The 16,220-nt window shown below is 64.1% G+C and carries 17 protein-coding genes; 5 read left to right on the forward strand and 12 right to left on the reverse strand.

The window, feature by feature from the left end:
- Positions 1-127 precede the first annotated feature (127 nt).
- From E5W70_RS18740 to E5W70_RS18750, 3 genes are read left to right on the forward strand one after another with little or no spacing between them, the layout of a single operon-like run.
- Positions 128-1,294: an ATP-grasp domain-containing protein gene (locus E5W70_RS18740; RefSeq protein WP_292660670.1), complete on the forward strand. Its 1,167-nt coding sequence runs from the start codon at positions 128-130 to the stop codon at positions 1,292-1,294.
- A 3-nt stretch (positions 1,295-1,297) separates the two neighbouring features.
- On the forward strand, positions 1,298-2,074 hold the full coding sequence (locus E5W70_RS18745; protein ID WP_292660672.1) for a hypothetical protein: 777 nt from the start codon (positions 1,298-1,300) through the stop codon (positions 2,072-2,074).
- A gap of 18 nt (positions 2,075-2,092) precedes the next feature.
- On the forward strand, positions 2,093-2,407 hold the full coding sequence (locus E5W70_RS18750; protein WP_292660675.1) for a nuclear transport factor 2 family protein: 315 nt from the start codon (positions 2,093-2,095) through the stop codon (positions 2,405-2,407).
- An 18-nt stretch (positions 2,408-2,425) separates the two neighbouring features.
- On the opposite strand, the gene E5W70_RS18755 is transcribed toward E5W70_RS18750, so the two are convergent.
- The 4 genes from E5W70_RS18755 to E5W70_RS18770 all read right to left on the reverse strand — a co-directional run bounded on the left by E5W70_RS18755 (position 2,426) and on the right by E5W70_RS18770 (position 5,456).
- Positions 2,426-3,514 carry an AbrB family transcriptional regulator gene (locus E5W70_RS18755; RefSeq protein WP_292660677.1) on the reverse strand — a complete coding sequence of 363 codons (1,089 nt, stop codon included), beginning with the start codon at positions 3,512-3,514 and terminating at the stop codon, positions 2,426-2,428.
- A gap of 256 nt (positions 3,515-3,770) precedes the next feature.
- Positions 3,771-4,079 (reverse strand): putative quinol monooxygenase, encoded by a 309-nt coding sequence (locus tag E5W70_RS18760; protein WP_292660680.1) that lies wholly within the window; start codon positions 4,077-4,079, stop codon positions 3,771-3,773.
- A gap of 49 nt (positions 4,080-4,128) precedes the next feature.
- Complete coding sequence (locus E5W70_RS18765; RefSeq protein ID WP_292660683.1) at positions 4,129-4,926, reverse strand: SDR family oxidoreductase; 798 nt, start codon at positions 4,924-4,926, stop codon at positions 4,129-4,131.
- A gap of 71 nt (positions 4,927-4,997) precedes the next feature.
- A complete protein-coding gene (locus E5W70_RS18770; protein WP_292660686.1) occupies positions 4,998-5,456 on the reverse strand; it encodes a DsrE family protein in 459 nt (152 codons plus the stop codon).
- Between the two features lie 101 nt (positions 5,457-5,557).
- Between E5W70_RS18770 and E5W70_RS18775 the strand changes: the two genes are divergently transcribed.
- Complete coding sequence (locus tag E5W70_RS18775; RefSeq protein WP_292660689.1) at positions 5,558-6,646, forward strand: hypothetical protein; 1,089 nt, start codon at positions 5,558-5,560, stop codon at positions 6,644-6,646.
- A 220-nt stretch (positions 6,647-6,866) separates the two neighbouring features.
- Here E5W70_RS18775 and E5W70_RS18780 read toward each other — a convergent pair whose 3' ends face one another.
- The 5 genes from E5W70_RS18780 to E5W70_RS18800 form a co-directional block, all read right to left on the reverse strand.
- Entirely contained in the window at positions 6,867-7,781 is a 915-nt protein-coding gene (locus tag E5W70_RS18780) for a cation diffusion facilitator family transporter (RefSeq protein WP_292660739.1), read from the reverse strand.
- A 47-nt stretch (positions 7,782-7,828) separates the two neighbouring features.
- Positions 7,829-10,018, reverse strand: a complete 2,190-nt coding sequence (locus tag E5W70_RS18785) for an anthranilate synthase (protein WP_292660691.1) — start codon at positions 10,016-10,018, stop codon at positions 7,829-7,831.
- A 226-nt stretch (positions 10,019-10,244) separates the two neighbouring features.
- The gene (locus tag E5W70_RS18790; RefSeq protein ID WP_292660695.1) at positions 10,245-11,294 is read right to left on the reverse strand and encodes a succinylglutamate desuccinylase/aspartoacylase family protein; all 1,050 of its coding nucleotides are present in this window, start codon (positions 11,292-11,294) and stop codon (positions 10,245-10,247) included.
- Positions 11,295-11,434: 140 nt separating this feature from the next.
- Entirely contained in the window at positions 11,435-12,811 is a 1,377-nt protein-coding gene (locus E5W70_RS18795; protein ID WP_292660697.1) for an FAD-containing oxidoreductase, read from the reverse strand.
- Positions 12,808-13,269, reverse strand: a complete 462-nt coding sequence (locus E5W70_RS18800) for a DUF4126 domain-containing protein (RefSeq protein WP_292660700.1) — start codon at positions 13,267-13,269, stop codon at positions 12,808-12,810. The genes E5W70_RS18795 and E5W70_RS18800 overlap by 4 nt, the downstream gene beginning before the upstream one ends.
- 146 nt (positions 13,270-13,415) lie before the next feature.
- On the opposite strand from E5W70_RS18800, the gene E5W70_RS18805 reads away from it, so the two are divergent.
- Positions 13,416-13,973 (forward strand): sugar O-acetyltransferase, encoded by a 558-nt coding sequence (locus tag E5W70_RS18805; protein WP_292660703.1) that lies wholly within the window; start codon positions 13,416-13,418, stop codon positions 13,971-13,973.
- A 56-nt stretch (positions 13,974-14,029) separates the two neighbouring features.
- Here the strand turns inward: E5W70_RS18805 and E5W70_RS18810 are convergent, their stop codons facing one another.
- From E5W70_RS18810 to E5W70_RS18820, 3 genes are all read right to left on the reverse strand, one after another.
- Positions 14,030-14,539: an RES domain-containing protein gene (locus E5W70_RS18810; protein WP_292660706.1), complete on the reverse strand. Its 510-nt coding sequence runs from the start codon at positions 14,537-14,539 to the stop codon at positions 14,030-14,032.
- Positions 14,536-15,021, reverse strand: coding sequence for an antitoxin Xre/MbcA/ParS toxin-binding domain-containing protein (locus tag E5W70_RS18815; protein ID WP_292660708.1), 486 nt, complete (start codon positions 15,019-15,021; stop codon positions 14,536-14,538). Before E5W70_RS18815 ends, E5W70_RS18810 begins: the two co-directional genes overlap by 4 nt.
- Positions 15,022-15,162: 141 nt before the next feature.
- Positions 15,163-16,152, reverse strand: coding sequence for a helix-turn-helix domain-containing protein (locus E5W70_RS18820; RefSeq protein ID WP_292660711.1), 990 nt, complete (start codon positions 16,150-16,152; stop codon positions 15,163-15,165).
- Between the last annotated feature and the right edge of the window lie 68 nt (positions 16,153-16,220).

The raw sequence follows: 16,220 nt of genomic DNA on the forward strand, positions 1-16,220 counted from the left end.
GTTTTGGCGTCACCTTTCGCGGACCCAGCCGCTCACCTGATCCAGTTGCTCTTCCCCGAGCCCGGCAAATGCGCCAGAGTCCATTGTCGGCGGGGGTGCGATGGCTCGCCGCCGGGAGGGATCGTCCATGAACTTCGTGTTCTTCTCGCCGCATTTTCCAGCCAACGGCGCCGATTTCTGCGACCGGCTGAAGAAGGCCGGCGCCACGGTGCTCGGCATTGGCGATGCGCCGTTCGATGCGCTGGACGGCAAATTGAAGGCAGCCCTTTCGGAATATTACCGCATCGAGGACATGGAGGAGTACGAGCCGGTGTTCCGGGCGATCGGCCATTTCATCCATAAATGGGGCCGCGTCGACAGGTTCGAATCGCTCAACGAGCATTGGCTGGAGCTGGAAGCCAATATCCGCACCGACTTCAACATCTTCGGCACCAAGCTCGACTTCGTGAAGAATTTGAAACGCAAGAGCCGCATGCGGGCATTCTTCCGCAAGAGCGGCGTCGAAACCATCCCGCAACGCAAATGCTCCGACCGCGCCGGCGCCATGACCTTCATCCGCCGCGTCGGCTATCCCGTGGTGGTGAAGCCGGATTCCGGCTCCGGCGCCTCGAACACCTTCAAAATCTCCAACGCCGGCGAACTGGACCGGTTCTTCAGGGACAAGCCGGAAGGCGTCAGCTTCGTCATGGAGCAATTCATCGAAGGGCTGGTGGTGACCTATGACGGGCTGGTCAACCGTGACGGCGAGGTGGTGCTGGCCGCCAGCCACCGCTACGACCAGAGCGTCATGGAGGTGGTCAACCGCGACCGCCATATGAGCTATGTCTGTTTTCCCGAGATCAGCCCGGCGGTCGAGGAGGCCGGCAGGAAAATCCTCAAGGCGTTCGACGTGCGCGAGCGCTTCTTCCACATCGAGCTGTTCGAAACCAGGGACGACCGGGTCATCGCGCTGGAGGTCAACATGCGGCCGCCCGGCGCCTGGATGACCGATGCCATCAATTACACCTTCGATATCGATGTCTATGCCGCCTGGGCCGACATGGTGGTCAAGGACGCCGCCGGCGGCCCTTACAGGGGCAAGTATTTCACCGCCTATGCCAGCCGCAAGCGGCACCTCAACTATGTGCACAGCCATGCCGACGTGCTAGCCGCCCATGGCGACATGATCGTCCATCATCACGCCATCGAGGAGGTTTTCAGCCGCGCCATGGGAAACTACGCCTATCAGCTGCGCTCCACGGACCCGAAGGCGCTGCGCCGGGCGGTCGACTACATCCATGCGGAAAAGGCGTGAGGGATGGACGTTTCCTACCACAAGGGTTTTGGCCGCAACCTCGGCCGCGACATGGAATACAAGCGCTACGGCCATGCCGGCCGGCCCGTGGTTGTGTTCCCGACTTCGCAAGGGCGGTTCTACCAATTCGAGGATTCCGGCGCGGTCTCGGCTCTCGCCGAGTTCGTCGACACCGGTCGCATCCAGTTGTTCACGCTGGACGGCATCGATGCGGAATCCTTCTTCGACCGCCATGCCGAGCCGGCCCATCGCATCGCCCGGCATGAAGCGTATTTCCGCTATGTGCGCGAGGAGGCGCTGCCGGAACTCCTGTCTGTCGCAGCCGAGGCCAATGGCGGGCGTACGCTGAAGCCGCTATTTTGCGGCTGCTCGATGGGCGGATATCATTCATCGAATTTCGTCTTCCGCTTTCCGGAACTGGCCAGCGGCGTTATTGCGCTGTCGGGGGTTTATTCGACCCACGATTTCTTCGGCAGCGCGCTCGACGGACAGATTTTCTTCAACTCGCCGCTCGACTACCTGCCGGGTATCGTCGATCCGGGGCTGCTTGTCAGGCTGAAGGCGCTGCGGCTGATCTTCTGCTGCGGGCAGGGTGCCTGGGAGGAACGGATGCTGGCCGATACGCAGGCGCTGGAACAGATCCTGCGTGACAAGTCGATTCCGGCCTGGGTCGACTATTGGGGCGGCGATGTCGCCCATGACTGGCCGTGGTGGCACAAGCAACTGGTCTATTTCTTCGCCTGCTGGCTGGACGACGACCTGATGCATCGGCTGGATTAGGCCACCTGGAGGAAGGAAATGACCACGCCCGATGCCATCCGCCGCTTTGTCGAAGCTACCAATGCCGGCGACACCAAAGCTTTCCTCGAGACGTTCACGGCCGATGCCTTTCTGAGCGACTGGGGCAGGTCGTTCCAGGGCCGCGATCAGATTGCGCGCTGGAACCAGTCGGACAATATCGGCGTGCAGTCCAGGCTCCGCATCCTCGGCATCGCAGCAGCGGACGGCACCTGCCGCGTTCGCATCGCCGTCGAAGGCAAGGGTTTCAACGGCGAGGGCGATATGGTTTTCACGCTGGACGGCAAGCGTATATCGAGCCTGGTGATCAGCTGACGCGCTGCCGGCTGGTCTTTACTCCCGCAGGCTTCGCGCAACCAGCCGCGCCACGCTTGGGCCGACCAGAAGCACGATCAGGAAGCGTGCCGATTGCAGCGCCATGACGAAGGATAGGTCGACATGCTGCGCGGCGGCGGCGATGATGGCGACGCTGTCCATGCCGCCGGGGCTGGTTGCCAGATAGGCGGTCAGCGGATCGATGCCGAGCAGGCGGCTGATCAGGAAGGCGAGGCCGCCGCAAAAGACGATCAGGGCAATGATCGAGCCGACGATCTGCGGCAGCGCGCGGGCCGCGTGGCGCAAAACGGCCCTGGTGAAATTCAGGCCGATGCTCCAGCCGATCATCGTATAGCTCAAGGCGAGCCGCCAGGGTGGCAACTGCATGGTCACGCCGAGCCCGAGATGGATCACGGTGCCGAAAATGAAGGTGCCGAGGAAGAATGGCGACGGCAGGCGGAAAAGCTTTCCGGCGAGGCCGCCGACCAGCGCCACGCCGAATGTTGCGGCCAAGCGTTGCGGGTCGACCGGTGGGAACCAGACGATGGCCGGCACCTCGATGCCTGAGGTGTCGACCCAAAGCTTGGCCACCAGGGCTGCCGTCATCGAGACGCAGATGACACGCAGATATAACATGAAGGCGACGAGGCGCTGGTCGGCGCCGAAGGCACCGGCCATCAGCACCATGGCGGTGGCGGCGCCCGGCGAAGAGCCCCAGACCGCGGTGGTGCCGGGCAGGATGCGCCAGCGGCTGATTAGCCAGCCGAGCAGGCTGGATGCCGCGACCGTGGCCATCACGACGCCGAGGAACAGCGGCCATTCCTTGTAGAAGACGGGAAAGATATCGGCCGAGATCGAACTGGCGACCAGGCAGCCGACGACCGCCTGGGCTGAGCCGAACAGAACCCGCGGCACGCGCACCGTGGCGCCGTTGGTGCCGGCGGCGATGGCAGCCAGCATCGGTCCGATCAAGAGCGCGGCGGGCAGGGCGGCGAGTTCCAGCGCGCCGGCAAACAGCACCGAGACCACCATCAGGACCGGCCACTGCCAAGCCTTGTGGATCCGCGTCAGGTGCTCGATGGCCGGCGGGTTCGGGGAAGAATCCATAGATGGGGCTCTTAGACCGGGCGCGGAAAAATGCGAACCCTTTTTGCGGAAGTGGCGGTGGGTGGTAATGGCACCAACCATCCGTAGCGATCCTTCGCGCCCCCCTCTGTCCTGCCGGACATCTCCCCCCTCAAGTGGGGAGATTGGCAGGTTCGCCGACAGCGCTCTTCTTTGGAGGTTTGGCGAAGGCCGAAGTGACATTCAATCTCCCCACTTGAGGGGGAGATGGCCGGCAGGCCAGAGGGGGCCTCTCCCCCTATCCCGCCTTCACCGCCGGCAAGCCGAACCCGCCAACAGGATGCGTTTCCACCTGGAACTCGAAGCCGGCGATGATCGGCCGTGCCTTGGCGATTGCCGCCTGGACTTCGGGGAGCTGCAGCGAAGCCTTGTGGCTTTCGGCGTCGGTCCACACTTCGGTCACCCAGATCGCGTCGGCATCGGCCGGGTCGGTGGCGATGATGTAGTTCAGGCAGCCGGGCATTCCGCCGGTGCTGGCGAGCAGGATATCCATCATTGCGTCACGCTGGCCGCGCATCGCCCGCATCTTGCCGATCAGTCCGTACATTCGCTTTGCTCCGTTGAGATGACGCAACCAGGAGTATGCAGTTCGTCGTCTACGGCATCAACTGGCCGCCATTGACCTCGATCACCTGGCCGATGATGTAGCCGCTCAGCAGATCGGAGGAGAGGAACAGATAGGCGCCGACGCAGTCCTCGGCGGTGCCGGCGTGGCCCTGCGGGATGGTGGCGATCATGCCTTTCATCTGGTCGTCGGTCGAGTAGCGCTCGTGGAAAGGTGTCGCGATCGTGCCGGGCGCCACCGCGTTGACGCGGATGTTGAAACCGATCAGCTCCTTGGCCATGCCGCGCGTGACGTTGGAGACGAAGGCCTTGGCCGAGCCGTAAAGGCCGGCGCCGCCACCGGCGCCATTGCGCGCGGCGATCGAGGAGGTGTTGACGATGAAGCCGCCCTGCCGCTTCAGCCATGGGATCGCCTTGCGCGAAGCTGTCAGCACGGAACGCGCATTGAGGTCCATCACCGCGTCGTAATGCGCCTCGGTCTGCTCGGCATAGGGCACGCGGCCGAGCATGCCGCCGGCATTGTTGACGAGGCCATCGAGCCGGCCGAAATGTTGCGCACTGTCCTCGACGACGCGCTCGACATCGGCGGGGACCGAGAAATCGCCCTGGGTGAGGAACACGTCGCCGCCGCCATTGCGAATGGTCGCGGCCAGGTTTTCGGCAGCTGCGCGGCTCGAATTGTAATGCAGCGCGACGCGGCATTTCTGCGCGGCATAGGCAAGTGCAAGCGCCGCGCCGATGCCGGTCGAGGCGCCGGTGACCAGCACCGCCTTTCCGGCAAGGTCAGGGATGACCAGAGTGGGGCTGACAAGGGTGGTGGTGGCTGGCACGTCTGTTCCTCCGGGGACTCTACCTGCTCTTCGTAGGCCCTCGCAGTCCTCGCGTTCAAGTCCGTAAAAGCCTATGGCCTGAGATAGACGTAGCCCTGGCGTTGCAATTTGGCGAGCTTGACGACGCCGCCTCTGTCGGCTGCATGGAAGCCGTCGAGCAGGTCGGCCAGGCCGATATCCATCCCGTGCATGGTGTTGGCGCAAGCGTGCGGGCTGAGCCCGTCCTGGACAAGGCCAGCGAACCGCCCGGAAATGGCGGCGGATATGCCCTTCGACTTGAAGGCGGCAAGTGCTGGCCCGTGCACGACAAGCGCGATGTCGACCTTGCCGTCGGTGCCTTCGAAGTGGTTCTTGATATTGCCGAGCACGAAATTGACCTTGTCGAGGTCGCTGAGGTGATAGGCGACCTTTTGCCTTTCCTCTTCGGCAGCCGCCGGCTTGACTTCATCAGCTGCTGCCTTGATCGGGCGCAGCCCGAAAAGCCCGGCGGCCCCGGCAAGACCGACGCGGAAAATATCGCGGCGTCGCATGGCTTCATCTCCCATTTAGCCGGCCCGCGCAAATTGCGTGGCCTCGGTCTCGATCCTAGCATAAATTGAAGCCACGTCTTGTCGGGGCAGGGGGAGCCAGCATGATATCAAGGACCGTGATGGGCGCCGGAATTGGGGTTGCCTTGCTTGCCGCCGTCGCCGGCACTGCTTTCGCCGACGACACGCTCAAACTCACCGAGCTCAGCCCCGACGGCAAGGACGCCTGCTTCGGCCGCGTCTACGACGCCGCGCATCTCAAGTCGCATCCGCACCAGAAGGTAGCGCGCATCTTCTTCTATTACGGCCGCGATCCGGTCAGCCGGCCAAACGAGGAGCCGAGCGCCGGCATCGATTCCTCCTACAATGGCTTCATGGCGACGACGGTGCGCGGCGCCGAGGCGCCGGAATGGCTCGGCGGCTGGTGCAGCCATGAGTCGGAGGACGGCAAAACCGGTGCGATCCGTTGCGGCATGGACTGCGATCGCACCATGGCTTCGCTCAAGGTCGACGACAAAGGCCGGCTGATCGTCTCGGACGTGCAGCCCGACCTCTATCTCGACGCCGGATCGGAAGACGAGCTCGGCAAGGCGGAGTACGAACGGCAGGCGCTGGGCAAGGACGACAACGGCTTCAGGCTCGACTCGATGCCGGCCGCCACCTGCAAGGCGGAGTTCGCGCGCATCGACCCGATCGACCCGGCTTTTGGCCCGCCATTGCGCGAGCGGCTGAAGCCGGACCAGCCCTTCTGCTACGGACGCGACTACGATGCCGCGCATCTCGGCTCGCATCCCGATCAGCTGACCCGGACGATCCGGGTTTTCCGCGGACCGGTCGAGCTGGCGTCTTTCGCCGGGGCTGGCGATCCGGCCAATTGGCCAAGCGGCGCCGATATCGCCGTTTCGGTTACCACGCGGCAGAAATCGGCCAAGGTCACTCAGGTCTACAACTGCCAGGGCGAGGGCGACCAATGGCGCTGCGCGGCGAGCGCGAAGACGGGTGCTGCCGCCTGCGATATCGCGCAAAAGGAGGTTTTCCTTCGCCGCGGCGCCAATGGCACGATGATGCTGGCCAACCCGAACAGCGGCCTGCCGATCGTCGATCTGTGCTCGAAAGCGGCGGAAGGCGACACCAGCTCCGACGACAAGGTCTACCGGCTGGAGCCTATGCCGCAGGCGGCCTGCGGGCTATAGCAACCGCAATGCTAGAGGGACAGCGCCCCCCTCTGTCCTGCCGGACATCTCCCCCACTTGGGGGGAGATCGGCCGTCACCGCCGCTTTCGCCAATCACCATCGTCGCAGGAGTGAGCGGCGCGCTGAAGCTGCCAATCTCCCCACTTGTGGGGGAGATGTCCGGCAGGACAGGGGGGCGCGAAGGATCACCACTGAGCGATTTTTCTCCGCGACGCCACCTCACGCAAAAGGCACGGCCGTCGTGCCCTTGGGCAGTTTCGCCTCGTCGTCGGGCTCGACATGGATGATGACGCGGACGGAAGGGATCTCTGCCTGCAGCGCGTCCTCGATGCGGTCGCAGATGACGTGGCTGGCGCCGACCGACATGTCGGCGTCGACGACCAGATGGAACTCGATGAAGGTGGCGCGGCCGGCGATGCGCGTCTTCAGGTCGTGGACCTCGAGGGCGCCCTTGCAATTGGCCGAGATGATATCGCGGATGCGGATATGTTCCTGGGTGTCGACGGCGCGGTCCATAAGCCCGTTCATCGACGAGCCGATGACGTGCCAGCCCTGCCATAGAATGTTCAGCGCCACGATCACGGCAAGAGCCGGATCGAGAACCTGCCAGCCGGTCAGCACGGCGCCGGCCAGGCCGATGAAGACACCGACCGAGGTCGCCACGTCGGTCATGATGTGCCTGCCGTCGGCGACGAGAGCCGGCGATTTTTCGCTTCGGCCGGTGCGGATCAGCGTCAAGGCCCAGACGGCGTTGATGACCGTTGCGACGCCATTGATGGCAAGGCCGGTCCATGGCTGTTCCAGCGGAGCGGGATGCTGCCATGACCACCAGACCTCGTTGAGGATCAGCAAGGCGGCGAGCACGATCAGCACGCCTTCCAGGACGGCCGAGAAATACTCGGCCTTGTGGTGGCCGAACGGATGGTCCTGGTCGGCTGGCTTGTAGCTGACCTGGATCGCCCAATAGGCGGCTGCCGAGGCAATGACGTTGACGATCGATTCCAGCGCGTCCGAATAAAGCGCAACCGAGCCGGTGACGTACCAGGCCACTAGCTTCAGGCCGAGCACGACGCAGGCGACAATGATCGACCAGAAGGCGAGGCTGGCGACCTTCTGCCTGGCGGCGGCCTTGATTTCTGCCGCGGTCACTGGGGAAAAGATCCCAACGCTGAGCCCTCGAATTAAGCGGCCTTTTCCTTGGCCTTGCGCGGCAGGTGCGCGACAATGTTCTCGATGATGCGCATGCCGGCATTGTGGCCGAGCGTCATGATCGATTCCGGGTGGAACTGCACAGCGGCGATCGGCTCCTTGCGGTGCTCGAAGGCCATGATGATGCCGTCTTCGGTCTCGGCGGTGACGACAAAACCATCGGGCAGCCGCACCGGATCGGCGAAGATCGAATGGTAGCGGCCGACCGTCACCTCCTTGGGCAAGCCGGAGAAGATGATGCCCGGCTTCGACACGCGGATGCGCGACGGCTTACCATGCATGGGGATGTGCAGTTGGCGCAGCTCGCCGCCATAGGCTTCGGCCAGCGCCTGCAGCCCGAGGCAGACGCCGAAGATCGGCAGATCGCGCGCACGGGCCCGCTTGATGGTAGCGGCGCAGTCGAAATCCTTCGGCGTGCCGGGGCCGGGCGACAGCACGACCAGGTTTGGCTTCAGCCGGTCGAAGATCTCGTCCGGCACCGGTGTGCGCACCGTCGAGACATTGGCGCCGGTCTGGCGGAAATAATTGGCGAGCGTATGGACAAAACTGTCCTCGTGATCGACCAAGAGGATGTTGACGCCGTCGCCGACACGCGCGGTGCTGCGTTCGGTGCTGGCGGCATTGCCTAATTTGGCGTCGCGGATGGCGGAGAGCATGGCGGATGCCTTCAATTCGGTTTCGGCTTCTTCTTCCTCGGGGATGCTGTCGAAGAGCAGCGTGGCGCCGGCGCGCACCTCGGCGATGCCGTCCTTGATGCGGATGGTGCGAAGCGTCAGGCCGGTGTTCATGTCACCGTTGAAGTTGACCATGCCGATCGCCCCGCCATACCAGGCGCGCGGGCTCTTCTCATTCTGCTCGATGAAGCGCATGGCCCATAATTTCGGCGCGCCGGTGACGGTGACGGCCCAGGCGTGCGACAGGAAGGCGTCGAAAGCGTCCATGCCTTCGCGCAGCCGCCCTTCAATGTGGTCGACGGTGTGGATCAGGCGCGAATACATCTCGATCTGGCGGCGGCCGATGACGCGCACCGAGCCCGGCTCGCAGACCCTCGACTTGTCGTTGCGGTCGACATCCGAGCACATGGTGAGTTCGGATTCGTCCTTCTTCGAATTGAGCAGCTTCAGGATCTGTTCACTGTCGGAAATGGCATCGTCGCCGCGCTTGATGGTACCGGAGATCGGGCAGGTCTCGACGCGGCGGCCGTTGACGCGCACGAACATTTCCGGCGAGGCGCCGATCAGATATTCGCCCTCGCCGAGATTGATGAAGAAGGAATAGGGCGAGGGATTGATGCTCTTCAGCTTGCGGGAAATCTCGGAAGGCTGGGTCTCGCAGCGCTCGTAGAACATCTGCCCCGGCACCACTTCGAACAGGTCGCCGCGCTCAAAGCTCTTCATCGCCTTGCGCACCAGCTTGGCATATTCGCCGGGCTCGTGGTCGCCGCGCGGCGGGATGCGGTCGGCGGTCACGAACGGCTCGACGATTTCGTCGCGCGGCAGGCCTTCGGTCGAGAAGCCATCGCCGGAATAGTCGTAGCGGTCGGTCCAGGCCTTGGTCGAATAGTGGTCGACGACGAGGATCTCGTCGGGCAGGAACAGCACGAGGTCGCGCTGGCTCTGCTTGCGCTCGAGCTTGTAGTCGACCGGATCGAACTGGAAGGCTAGGTCGTAGCCGAAGGCGCCATAGAGGCCGAGATTGGCGTCTTCCTCGGTCTTGAACAAGGCGGTGATGGCGCGCAGCACGGTGAAGACGGACGGAACGCGGCTGCGTTCCTCTTCGGTAAAGATACGACCGGGCTTGGCGACCTCGAGGCGGATGAGTTTGTTGGACGTCTCGGCGATCGTTACGTCGTCAAGGCCGGCAAGCACTCTGCCGATCACCGGCAAAAGCACCTCGCCGCGGCGGTTCAGCGCCTCGATGCGCATGGCGCGGCCGCGTGCCGAGATCACCAGCGGCGGATCGATAATGGCGGTGTCCCAGCGCGTATAGCGGCCGGGATATTCGTAATTCGAGGAAAACACAGCGCCGCGACGCGAATTCAGGCCATCGACATAGCCGTCGATCGCCCCTTCATATGGCCGGTCATGGCGCTGGCGGGTAATCGCCACGCCACCCGCGGTGACGAAGCGCTCGGCGCCATTCTCCAGAATTTTCGTTGTCATTGCCGTCTCCATCAGCGTCTTTGGGGCAACGGACCCGGGAATGGCTTGAAAAAACAAATGGCCGCCCGGACATTCCGCTGCGGCCACCCTCTATTTTCACGCGAACGCGTTCGAACAGGCCGCTATCAGCGAGCCCACCACCAAATGGTCTTGATCGAACGCATATTCATGGCGATTCCCATAGCGGCGATTGGGCGGCCGCGCAACTGGATTCAAAGGAAGACCCTCAGTCCTCCAGCGTCCCCGACCTTGCATCGGCGCTCTTCCTGTCGCCGACCAGCTTCAAGAGGTCTTCGCCGGCGCGGATGATGCGGCGGGAACGCCGTGTCAGGATGAGGCCCGCCTGCGGCGCCAACACTTCTGCGCGGCCGTCGGGCTCACCCGGCGCGTGGACGATGGTGGCAAGGCGCGCACCCTTGGCGACCCGGTCGCCCGGCTTCACGTCGTAAAGGATCGCGCCCGAGCGGGGCGCCGGCATCATCTCGATGTTTTCGATAGGAGCGACGAGCCCTGCGAAGCTGCCAGGCACGGGCAGCGCCTGATCCCGGATGATGCCGCGCGCCACCAGCAGCCGGTAGAGCCCTTCAGCATCGACGCCGGCGAGGGCGCCGTCGACATCGAGTATGCCGCGATATTCGACGGTGGTGGCGACGCGCCGGTCCAGGCACGCGACGTCGGCGGGAACGTTTTGGTATGGCATGATCGAGGCGCCTTCGAAGGTGCCGTCGGGGTCTTCATCCCACAGCATCACCGCATCGACGCCCATGGCCGCCGCACAATCCGCCATGGCCGGCCACAGGCTGGTGTGGACGTAGAGATAGGCGAGGCCTTCATCGTCGCAATGCAGGTCGAGCACGATGTCGTGGCCGATGGAGAGCTGCAGCAGCCGCGTCTTCAGCCGCTGGTCGACTGTGCCGTGCGCCGGCAGGAGGGCGACGTCGGGCGCGGCGAGCCGCGGAAAGCCGCGATTGAAATTGGTTCGCGTCCCCAGATGGAAGCGGCCCTGATGGTCGCCGTAAAGATATTGCGCGCGGCCGATCGGATTGGCCCAGGGCACGATGGTCATATTGCCGGTGATGCGGCCTTCGGCTTCGGCCTTTTCCAGCATCGGCATCAGCGTGTCGATGGCGATGACGCCCGGCAATTCGCCGGCATGAAGTGCCGCCTGCAGATAGGCGGAAGGCGCCGTCTTGTCCGTTCCGGTGAAGCGGAAGACGGGGAATTCGTAGGAAACGCCTTCGCTGTCGCCGGCGATGCGTTCGATGGATTTCTGCATAGGATGCCTCCGGGAGAAGAGGCGGAACACATGCCCTTTTGCCGATGGGCTGTCGATTGGTCCAGCCGGCGCCGCTATGGGCGCAAGATTCTACCCGGCCGGCGCTCGCAGCGTCGCGAGATAACGCCTGCGCCCGGCGCTCACACCAGCGGCTTGAGTTCCTGGGCGATGGTCGGCAGAAGCTCCGAGACGTTCGGGTGGATGTGCACGGCGCGCGCCAGCGTGCTGACCGGCGCCTTGGCATACATCAGGTCGAGCACGCAGTGCACCGCTTCGTCGCCGCCCGGGCCGAGCACCGAACAGCCGAGGATCTCCCTGGTGTCGGCATCGACCAGGATCTTCATGAAACCTTGCGTCTCACCTTTTTCGACGGCACGGCTGACACGGGTCATTGGCCGCTGGCCGACCAGGGCGCGGCGACCGGATTTCCTAACCGCGGCTTCGGTCATGCCGCAGCGGCCGAGTGGCGGGTCGATATAGAGAGCATAGGCCTCGATGCGGTCGCTGACCTTGCGCGGATCGTTGTCAAGCAGGTTGGCGGCGACGATCTCGTAGTCGTTGTACGAGGTGTGGGTGAAGGCGCCCTTGCCGTTGCAGTCGCCCATCGCCCAGATGCCGGGCACGCTGGTGCGCAGTTGGTCGTCGACGACGATGAAGCCGCGTTTGTCGACCTCGACGCCGGCTTTGTCGAGGCCGAGATCGTCGGTGTTTGGCGTGCGGCCCAGCGCCAGCAGCACATGCGAGCCGACCGCAGCCGCCCTGCCTGGCGAGAAGGTCACGGCGATTTCGTTGCCTCGCCTGGCGAAGCGGATATCGTCGGCGCCGAGATGGACGGCAATGGCTTCGTTTTCGAGGATCGACAAAATGGCGTCCGAGACGTCATCGTCCTCGCGGCCGATCAGACGCGGGCTCTTTTCGATGACCGTGACTTCGGAACCGAAGCGACGGAACATCTGGGCGAATTCGAGCGAGACATAGCTGCCGCCGACAACGATGAGATGGCGCGGCAGCACGTCGAGATCCATCATCGACGAGTTGGTGAGGTAGGATACGTCGTTGACGCCGGGCAGGTCCGGCACCGAGGCGCGGCCACCGGTGTTGAGGAATATCCTTTCGGCGCTCAGCAGATCGTCGCCGACGCGCACCGTATTGACGCCCACGAAGCGCGCATGGCCGCGATAGAGCGTGCATTTGTCCATGCCGGCAATCCAGTCTTCGAGATTGCCGCGGGCGTCGTTGGAGACCTTGTCCTTGCGCGCCTTGATCGCCTTGTAGTTGACGCCGACGGGACCGGAGAGCGTCACCCCGTAATCCGCGGCGGAGCGGGCGAGATGCGCGGCATAGGCGCTTGCCACCATCGTTTTCGTCGGCGTGCAGCCAGTGTTGACGCACGTGCCACCAACCAGCTTTCGCTCGATCAGCGCCACGCTCATGCCGGCCGCATTCAGCCGGCCGGCGAGCGGTGGGCCGGCCTGCCCGGCACCGATGATGATGGCGTCGAATGTCTTTGCCGTCATGCCACCGCCGCCACGATCAGAAGCCCGCCGACGATCGCCACCGCGTCCTCGATGAAGGCGGCGGGCGGGTCCTTGCCGAAGGCGGTGGCCAGGCGTTTACGCGCCTCGGCGCCGCCCAGCGTGCCGATCACCGCGCCGACGGCGCCGGCGATCAGGCCGCCGATAGTGGCGCCGCCGGTGGCGCCGATCACCGCGCCGGTGAAAGCGCCCAGGACGATGCGCGTGCCGAATTGCTGCGGCACCTTGCGGCTCGGCGCGGATGGCAGCTGGTCAGTGACCAGTTCGGCGATGGCCAGGATGGTGAAGATGCCGACGGCGATCCAGTGGCCCATGAAGCTCGCCCAGGTGCCGGCGACCGGCAACCAGCCAAGCCAGGCGCCCCAGGCGACCGCGGCGGGCGCAGTCATGGCGCGAAGCCCGGCAACGATGCCAATCAGGAGTGCAAGAATGTACAGCATGATTGATCCCCTCGATGGCTAGGCGGGACAGGTCGCATGGGCAAGCTATCATAGGTCGGGTATTTGACCAGAGGTGGTGTCGCCGCCGGCGCTTCCGTATTTGCACCACTTGTGCTTTGGCAAAGATTGAGACTGGAGTTGCGGCCATGACGGGGAGCGAACGCACGAAAATGGCGGCGGGCGAGTGGTATTGCTGCCTCGATCCGGAACTGGAGGCGCTGCGCATTACGTCGCGCGACGCGGTGTTCGAGCACAACAGCCTGCCACCCCGGCAGCGTGGCGATATCGGGCCTGGATTGCGGGCGCTGCTCGGCGCTGCGGGCGAGGGCGCCCGGATCGAGGCGCAGTTCCACTGCGCTTATGGCTTCAACATCTTTCTCGGCGACCGCGTTTTTCTCAATGCTGGCTGCACCATCCTCGACACGGCGCCAGTGCGCATCGGCAAGGGAACGCTGCTCGGCCCCAATGTGCAGATCTATTGCGCCGAGCACCACAAGGAGGCTGCGGGGCGACGGGCAGGGCTGGAGATCGCCAGGCCGGTCGAGATCGGCGACAATGCCTGGATTGGCGGCAGTGCCGTCATCCTAGGCGGGGTCAGGATCGGCGATGGCGCCATCGTCGGCGCCGGTGCCGTGGTGACGCGCGACGTCGCGGCGAACACCACGGTGGTCGGCAATCCGGCACGGATAATCAGGAACGGCTGAGCACCGTGCTTCTGTCGCCGGTCATGTCCTCGTTCTGATGGACATGGGCGGCTGTGTCACTTGGCCGGAGGTGGATGCAACCGCGTGTCGAGCGCAAACGCCTCCTGGGTCTTCATGGCGTATGCCCCTCTGGCGAGGCTCGCGTCGAAGATCAGGTTCCAGCTATGCTGCGATACGGCGCTCGGAATCACAACGAACCGGTGCCGTTGCAGAAGATCGTCGCCAAACGCCTGTTGTCCGGAGCTCGGAATGCCCGGGCGCAACCAGTTGGGATTGGGCACGGCGGCGGGGTCGACGATATACACATCCGCGACATCGCTGACGATTGCTGCCGTCATGACATGTGCAATCGTGTCGAGCGCCCTGAAGCCCTTATGGACCGCAACTTCGAGGATCGCAGTCGACGGATCGATCGAGCAGTAGACGGCGCGCACGCCCTTGCTGTTCCAGCGTCCGCCCACCCTGTATGCGCCCTCGCCGCTATCCCATGTAGGCGCAAACGCGGCTTGATCGAGGCGCCATCCGATGAGGTCGGAGCCACCAAGCGCCGCCGGCAGCGGCGTCATGCATAAACGCCATATTCAAGCCGTTCCAGATAGTCTTCTACAAGCTCGATTCCCGCCGGCGTCGCCAGAAGGTCGATTGGACGACGCTGGTCGAGCCCAATCGCCGGGCGCTCCAGCCATTGCTCTGCCTCCGCCTGCGAACCGAACACGTCGGTAGCTTTCGACAGGATCTCCGCGAACTTCCAGGTTCGTCCGCTCTGGTCCTGACTGAGAGGCTTGGAAGGAGCATCCTTGCGGCGCTGGTAGGTGCGCAGGCTCATGCCGACGGCCTTCTCCAGCGAATCGGTCTTCTGGATGAAGACGAGTTGCCCGATAAGATGGTCCAGCGCTGAAGCCGGCAGGCCGTGCAGAAGCAGCTCGTGAGCATCCAAAGCGCTGCTGAGGCGCCTTGCCAGAATGCGGCTGCCGCCTAGCAATCTCGCCACCTTCTGCAGCTCATTGTTTTTTGCTGCTGGCGCAGTCTTTTCCAATGCCATCGCCACGGCGAGCCTCTTCGCGTCATCTGTCGCTTTAATATATGACAGATGACGCAGAACCTTTCAAGGACGACAGGATCGAGAGCAGGGCAATGAGGGGCGGCGCAAACCTGAAGCGATTGCCCTGGATCGAGCGCGAGCCGAATTTCACCTCGGCATGTGCACCACGCGCTCCTCCTGGGCACTCCTCGAGAATTCGCGCCGGTACTGCGCCGGCGAGGTTCTGAGGCGCGCTGCGAAATGCTGGCGCAGCGAGGTGGCGCTGCCGAAGCCGGCCTCGAAGGCCACCGTGTCCATCGATTTTTCCGTTGCTTCCAGCAGCCGTTGCGCCAGCTGGACGCGCTGGTCGGTCAGCCAGTCGCCGAAACTGGTGCCGATCGTTTTCTGGAAGCGGCGCGTGAACGTCCGGCGGGTGAGGCCGGCGTGACCGGCAACGCTGTCCAGACTGTGCGGCTCACCCAACGTTTTGCGCACCGTTTCGAGAGCCTGGGTAAAGCGGTCCGCATTGCCGGTCCTGGCGATGGGACGTTCGATGAATTGAGCCTGCCCGCCCTGCCTGTGGGGAGAGAGCACGATCTGCCGGGCAAGGCGAAGTGCCGCCTCCGCGCCGTAACGAGCCCGTACGACGTGCAGGCAGCAGTCGAGCCCGGCGGCGACGCCGGCGGATGTCACGACATCGCCATTGTCGATGTAGAGCACTTCCGGTTCGACGAGGATGTCGGGATAGAGTTCCTGCAGCTGATCCGCGTAGGCCCAGTGCGTCGCCGCTCGCCGCGCTGAGAGCAGTCCGGTCGCCGCGACAGCGAACGTTCCCAAGCACAGTCCGACAATCAGCGCGCCGCGCTCGTGCGCGCCAAGCAACGCGTCGATCAATGCCGCTGGAGGTGAACTCCCGAGATCCTTCCAGCTTGGCACGATGACGATGTCGGCGTCATCGAGCGCGGAAAGCCCGCGCGGGACGCTGATGGTCAGCCCGGCATCGGTGCGGATCGGCCCGTTCTCAATCGCGCAGACCCGGAAGTCGAAGCGCGGCAGGCCGAGCGTCGTGCGATCCGCGCCGAACACGAGACACGGCACGGAGAGATGAAACGGGCTGATGCCATCGAAGGCGATGGCGGCAACGGCAGGATCGGTCATGGCAGCACCAACAGGAGTAACAGCTAATTGTCCCAATTCTTTCGAATAATGTCAATCGGGACACTTTT

The sequence above is a fragment of the Mesorhizobium sp. genome (assembly GCF_005063415.1).
Taxonomy (GTDB): Bacteria; Pseudomonadota; Alphaproteobacteria; order Rhizobiales; family Rhizobiaceae; genus Mesorhizobium.

Bases quoted from the DNA above. Each gene is read 5' to 3' on its own strand.
- E5W70_RS18740 (WP_292660670.1), top strand. From the start codon at position 128: ATGAACTTCGTGTTCTTCTCGCCGCATTTTCCAGCCAACGGCGCCGAT.
- E5W70_RS18745 (WP_292660672.1), top strand. From the start codon at position 1,298: ATGGACGTTTCCTACCACAAGGGTTTTGGCCGCAACCTCGGCCGCGAC.
- E5W70_RS18750 (WP_292660675.1), top strand. From the start codon at position 2,093: ATGACCACGCCCGATGCCATCCGCCGCTTTGTCGAAGCTACCAATGCC.
- E5W70_RS18755 (WP_292660677.1), bottom strand. From the start codon at position 3,514: ATGGATTCTTCCCCGAACCCGCCGGCCATCGAGCACCTGACGCGGATC.
- E5W70_RS18760 (WP_292660680.1), bottom strand. From the start codon at position 4,079: ATGTACGGACTGATCGGCAAGATGCGGGCGATGCGCGGCCAGCGTGAC.
- E5W70_RS18770 (WP_292660686.1), bottom strand. From the start codon at position 5,456: ATGCGACGCCGCGATATTTTCCGCGTCGGTCTTGCCGGGGCCGCCGGG.
- E5W70_RS18775 (WP_292660689.1), top strand. From the start codon at position 5,558: ATGATATCAAGGACCGTGATGGGCGCCGGAATTGGGGTTGCCTTGCTT.
- E5W70_RS18785 (WP_292660691.1), bottom strand. From the start codon at position 10,018: ATGACAACGAAAATTCTGGAGAATGGCGCCGAGCGCTTCGTCACCGCG.
- E5W70_RS18790 (WP_292660695.1), bottom strand. From the start codon at position 11,294: ATGCAGAAATCCATCGAACGCATCGCCGGCGACAGCGAAGGCGTTTCC.
- E5W70_RS18795 (WP_292660697.1), bottom strand. From the start codon at position 12,811: ATGACGGCAAAGACATTCGACGCCATCATCATCGGTGCCGGGCAGGCC.
- E5W70_RS18800 (WP_292660700.1), bottom strand. From the start codon at position 13,269: ATGCTGTACATTCTTGCACTCCTGATTGGCATCGTTGCCGGGCTTCGC.
- E5W70_RS18805 (WP_292660703.1), top strand. From the start codon at position 13,416: ATGACGGGGAGCGAACGCACGAAAATGGCGGCGGGCGAGTGGTATTGC.
- E5W70_RS18810 (WP_292660706.1), bottom strand. From the start codon at position 14,539: ATGACGCCGCTGCCGGCGGCGCTTGGTGGCTCCGACCTCATCGGATGG.
- E5W70_RS18820 (WP_292660711.1), bottom strand. From the start codon at position 16,152: ATGACCGATCCTGCCGTTGCCGCCATCGCCTTCGATGGCATCAGCCCG.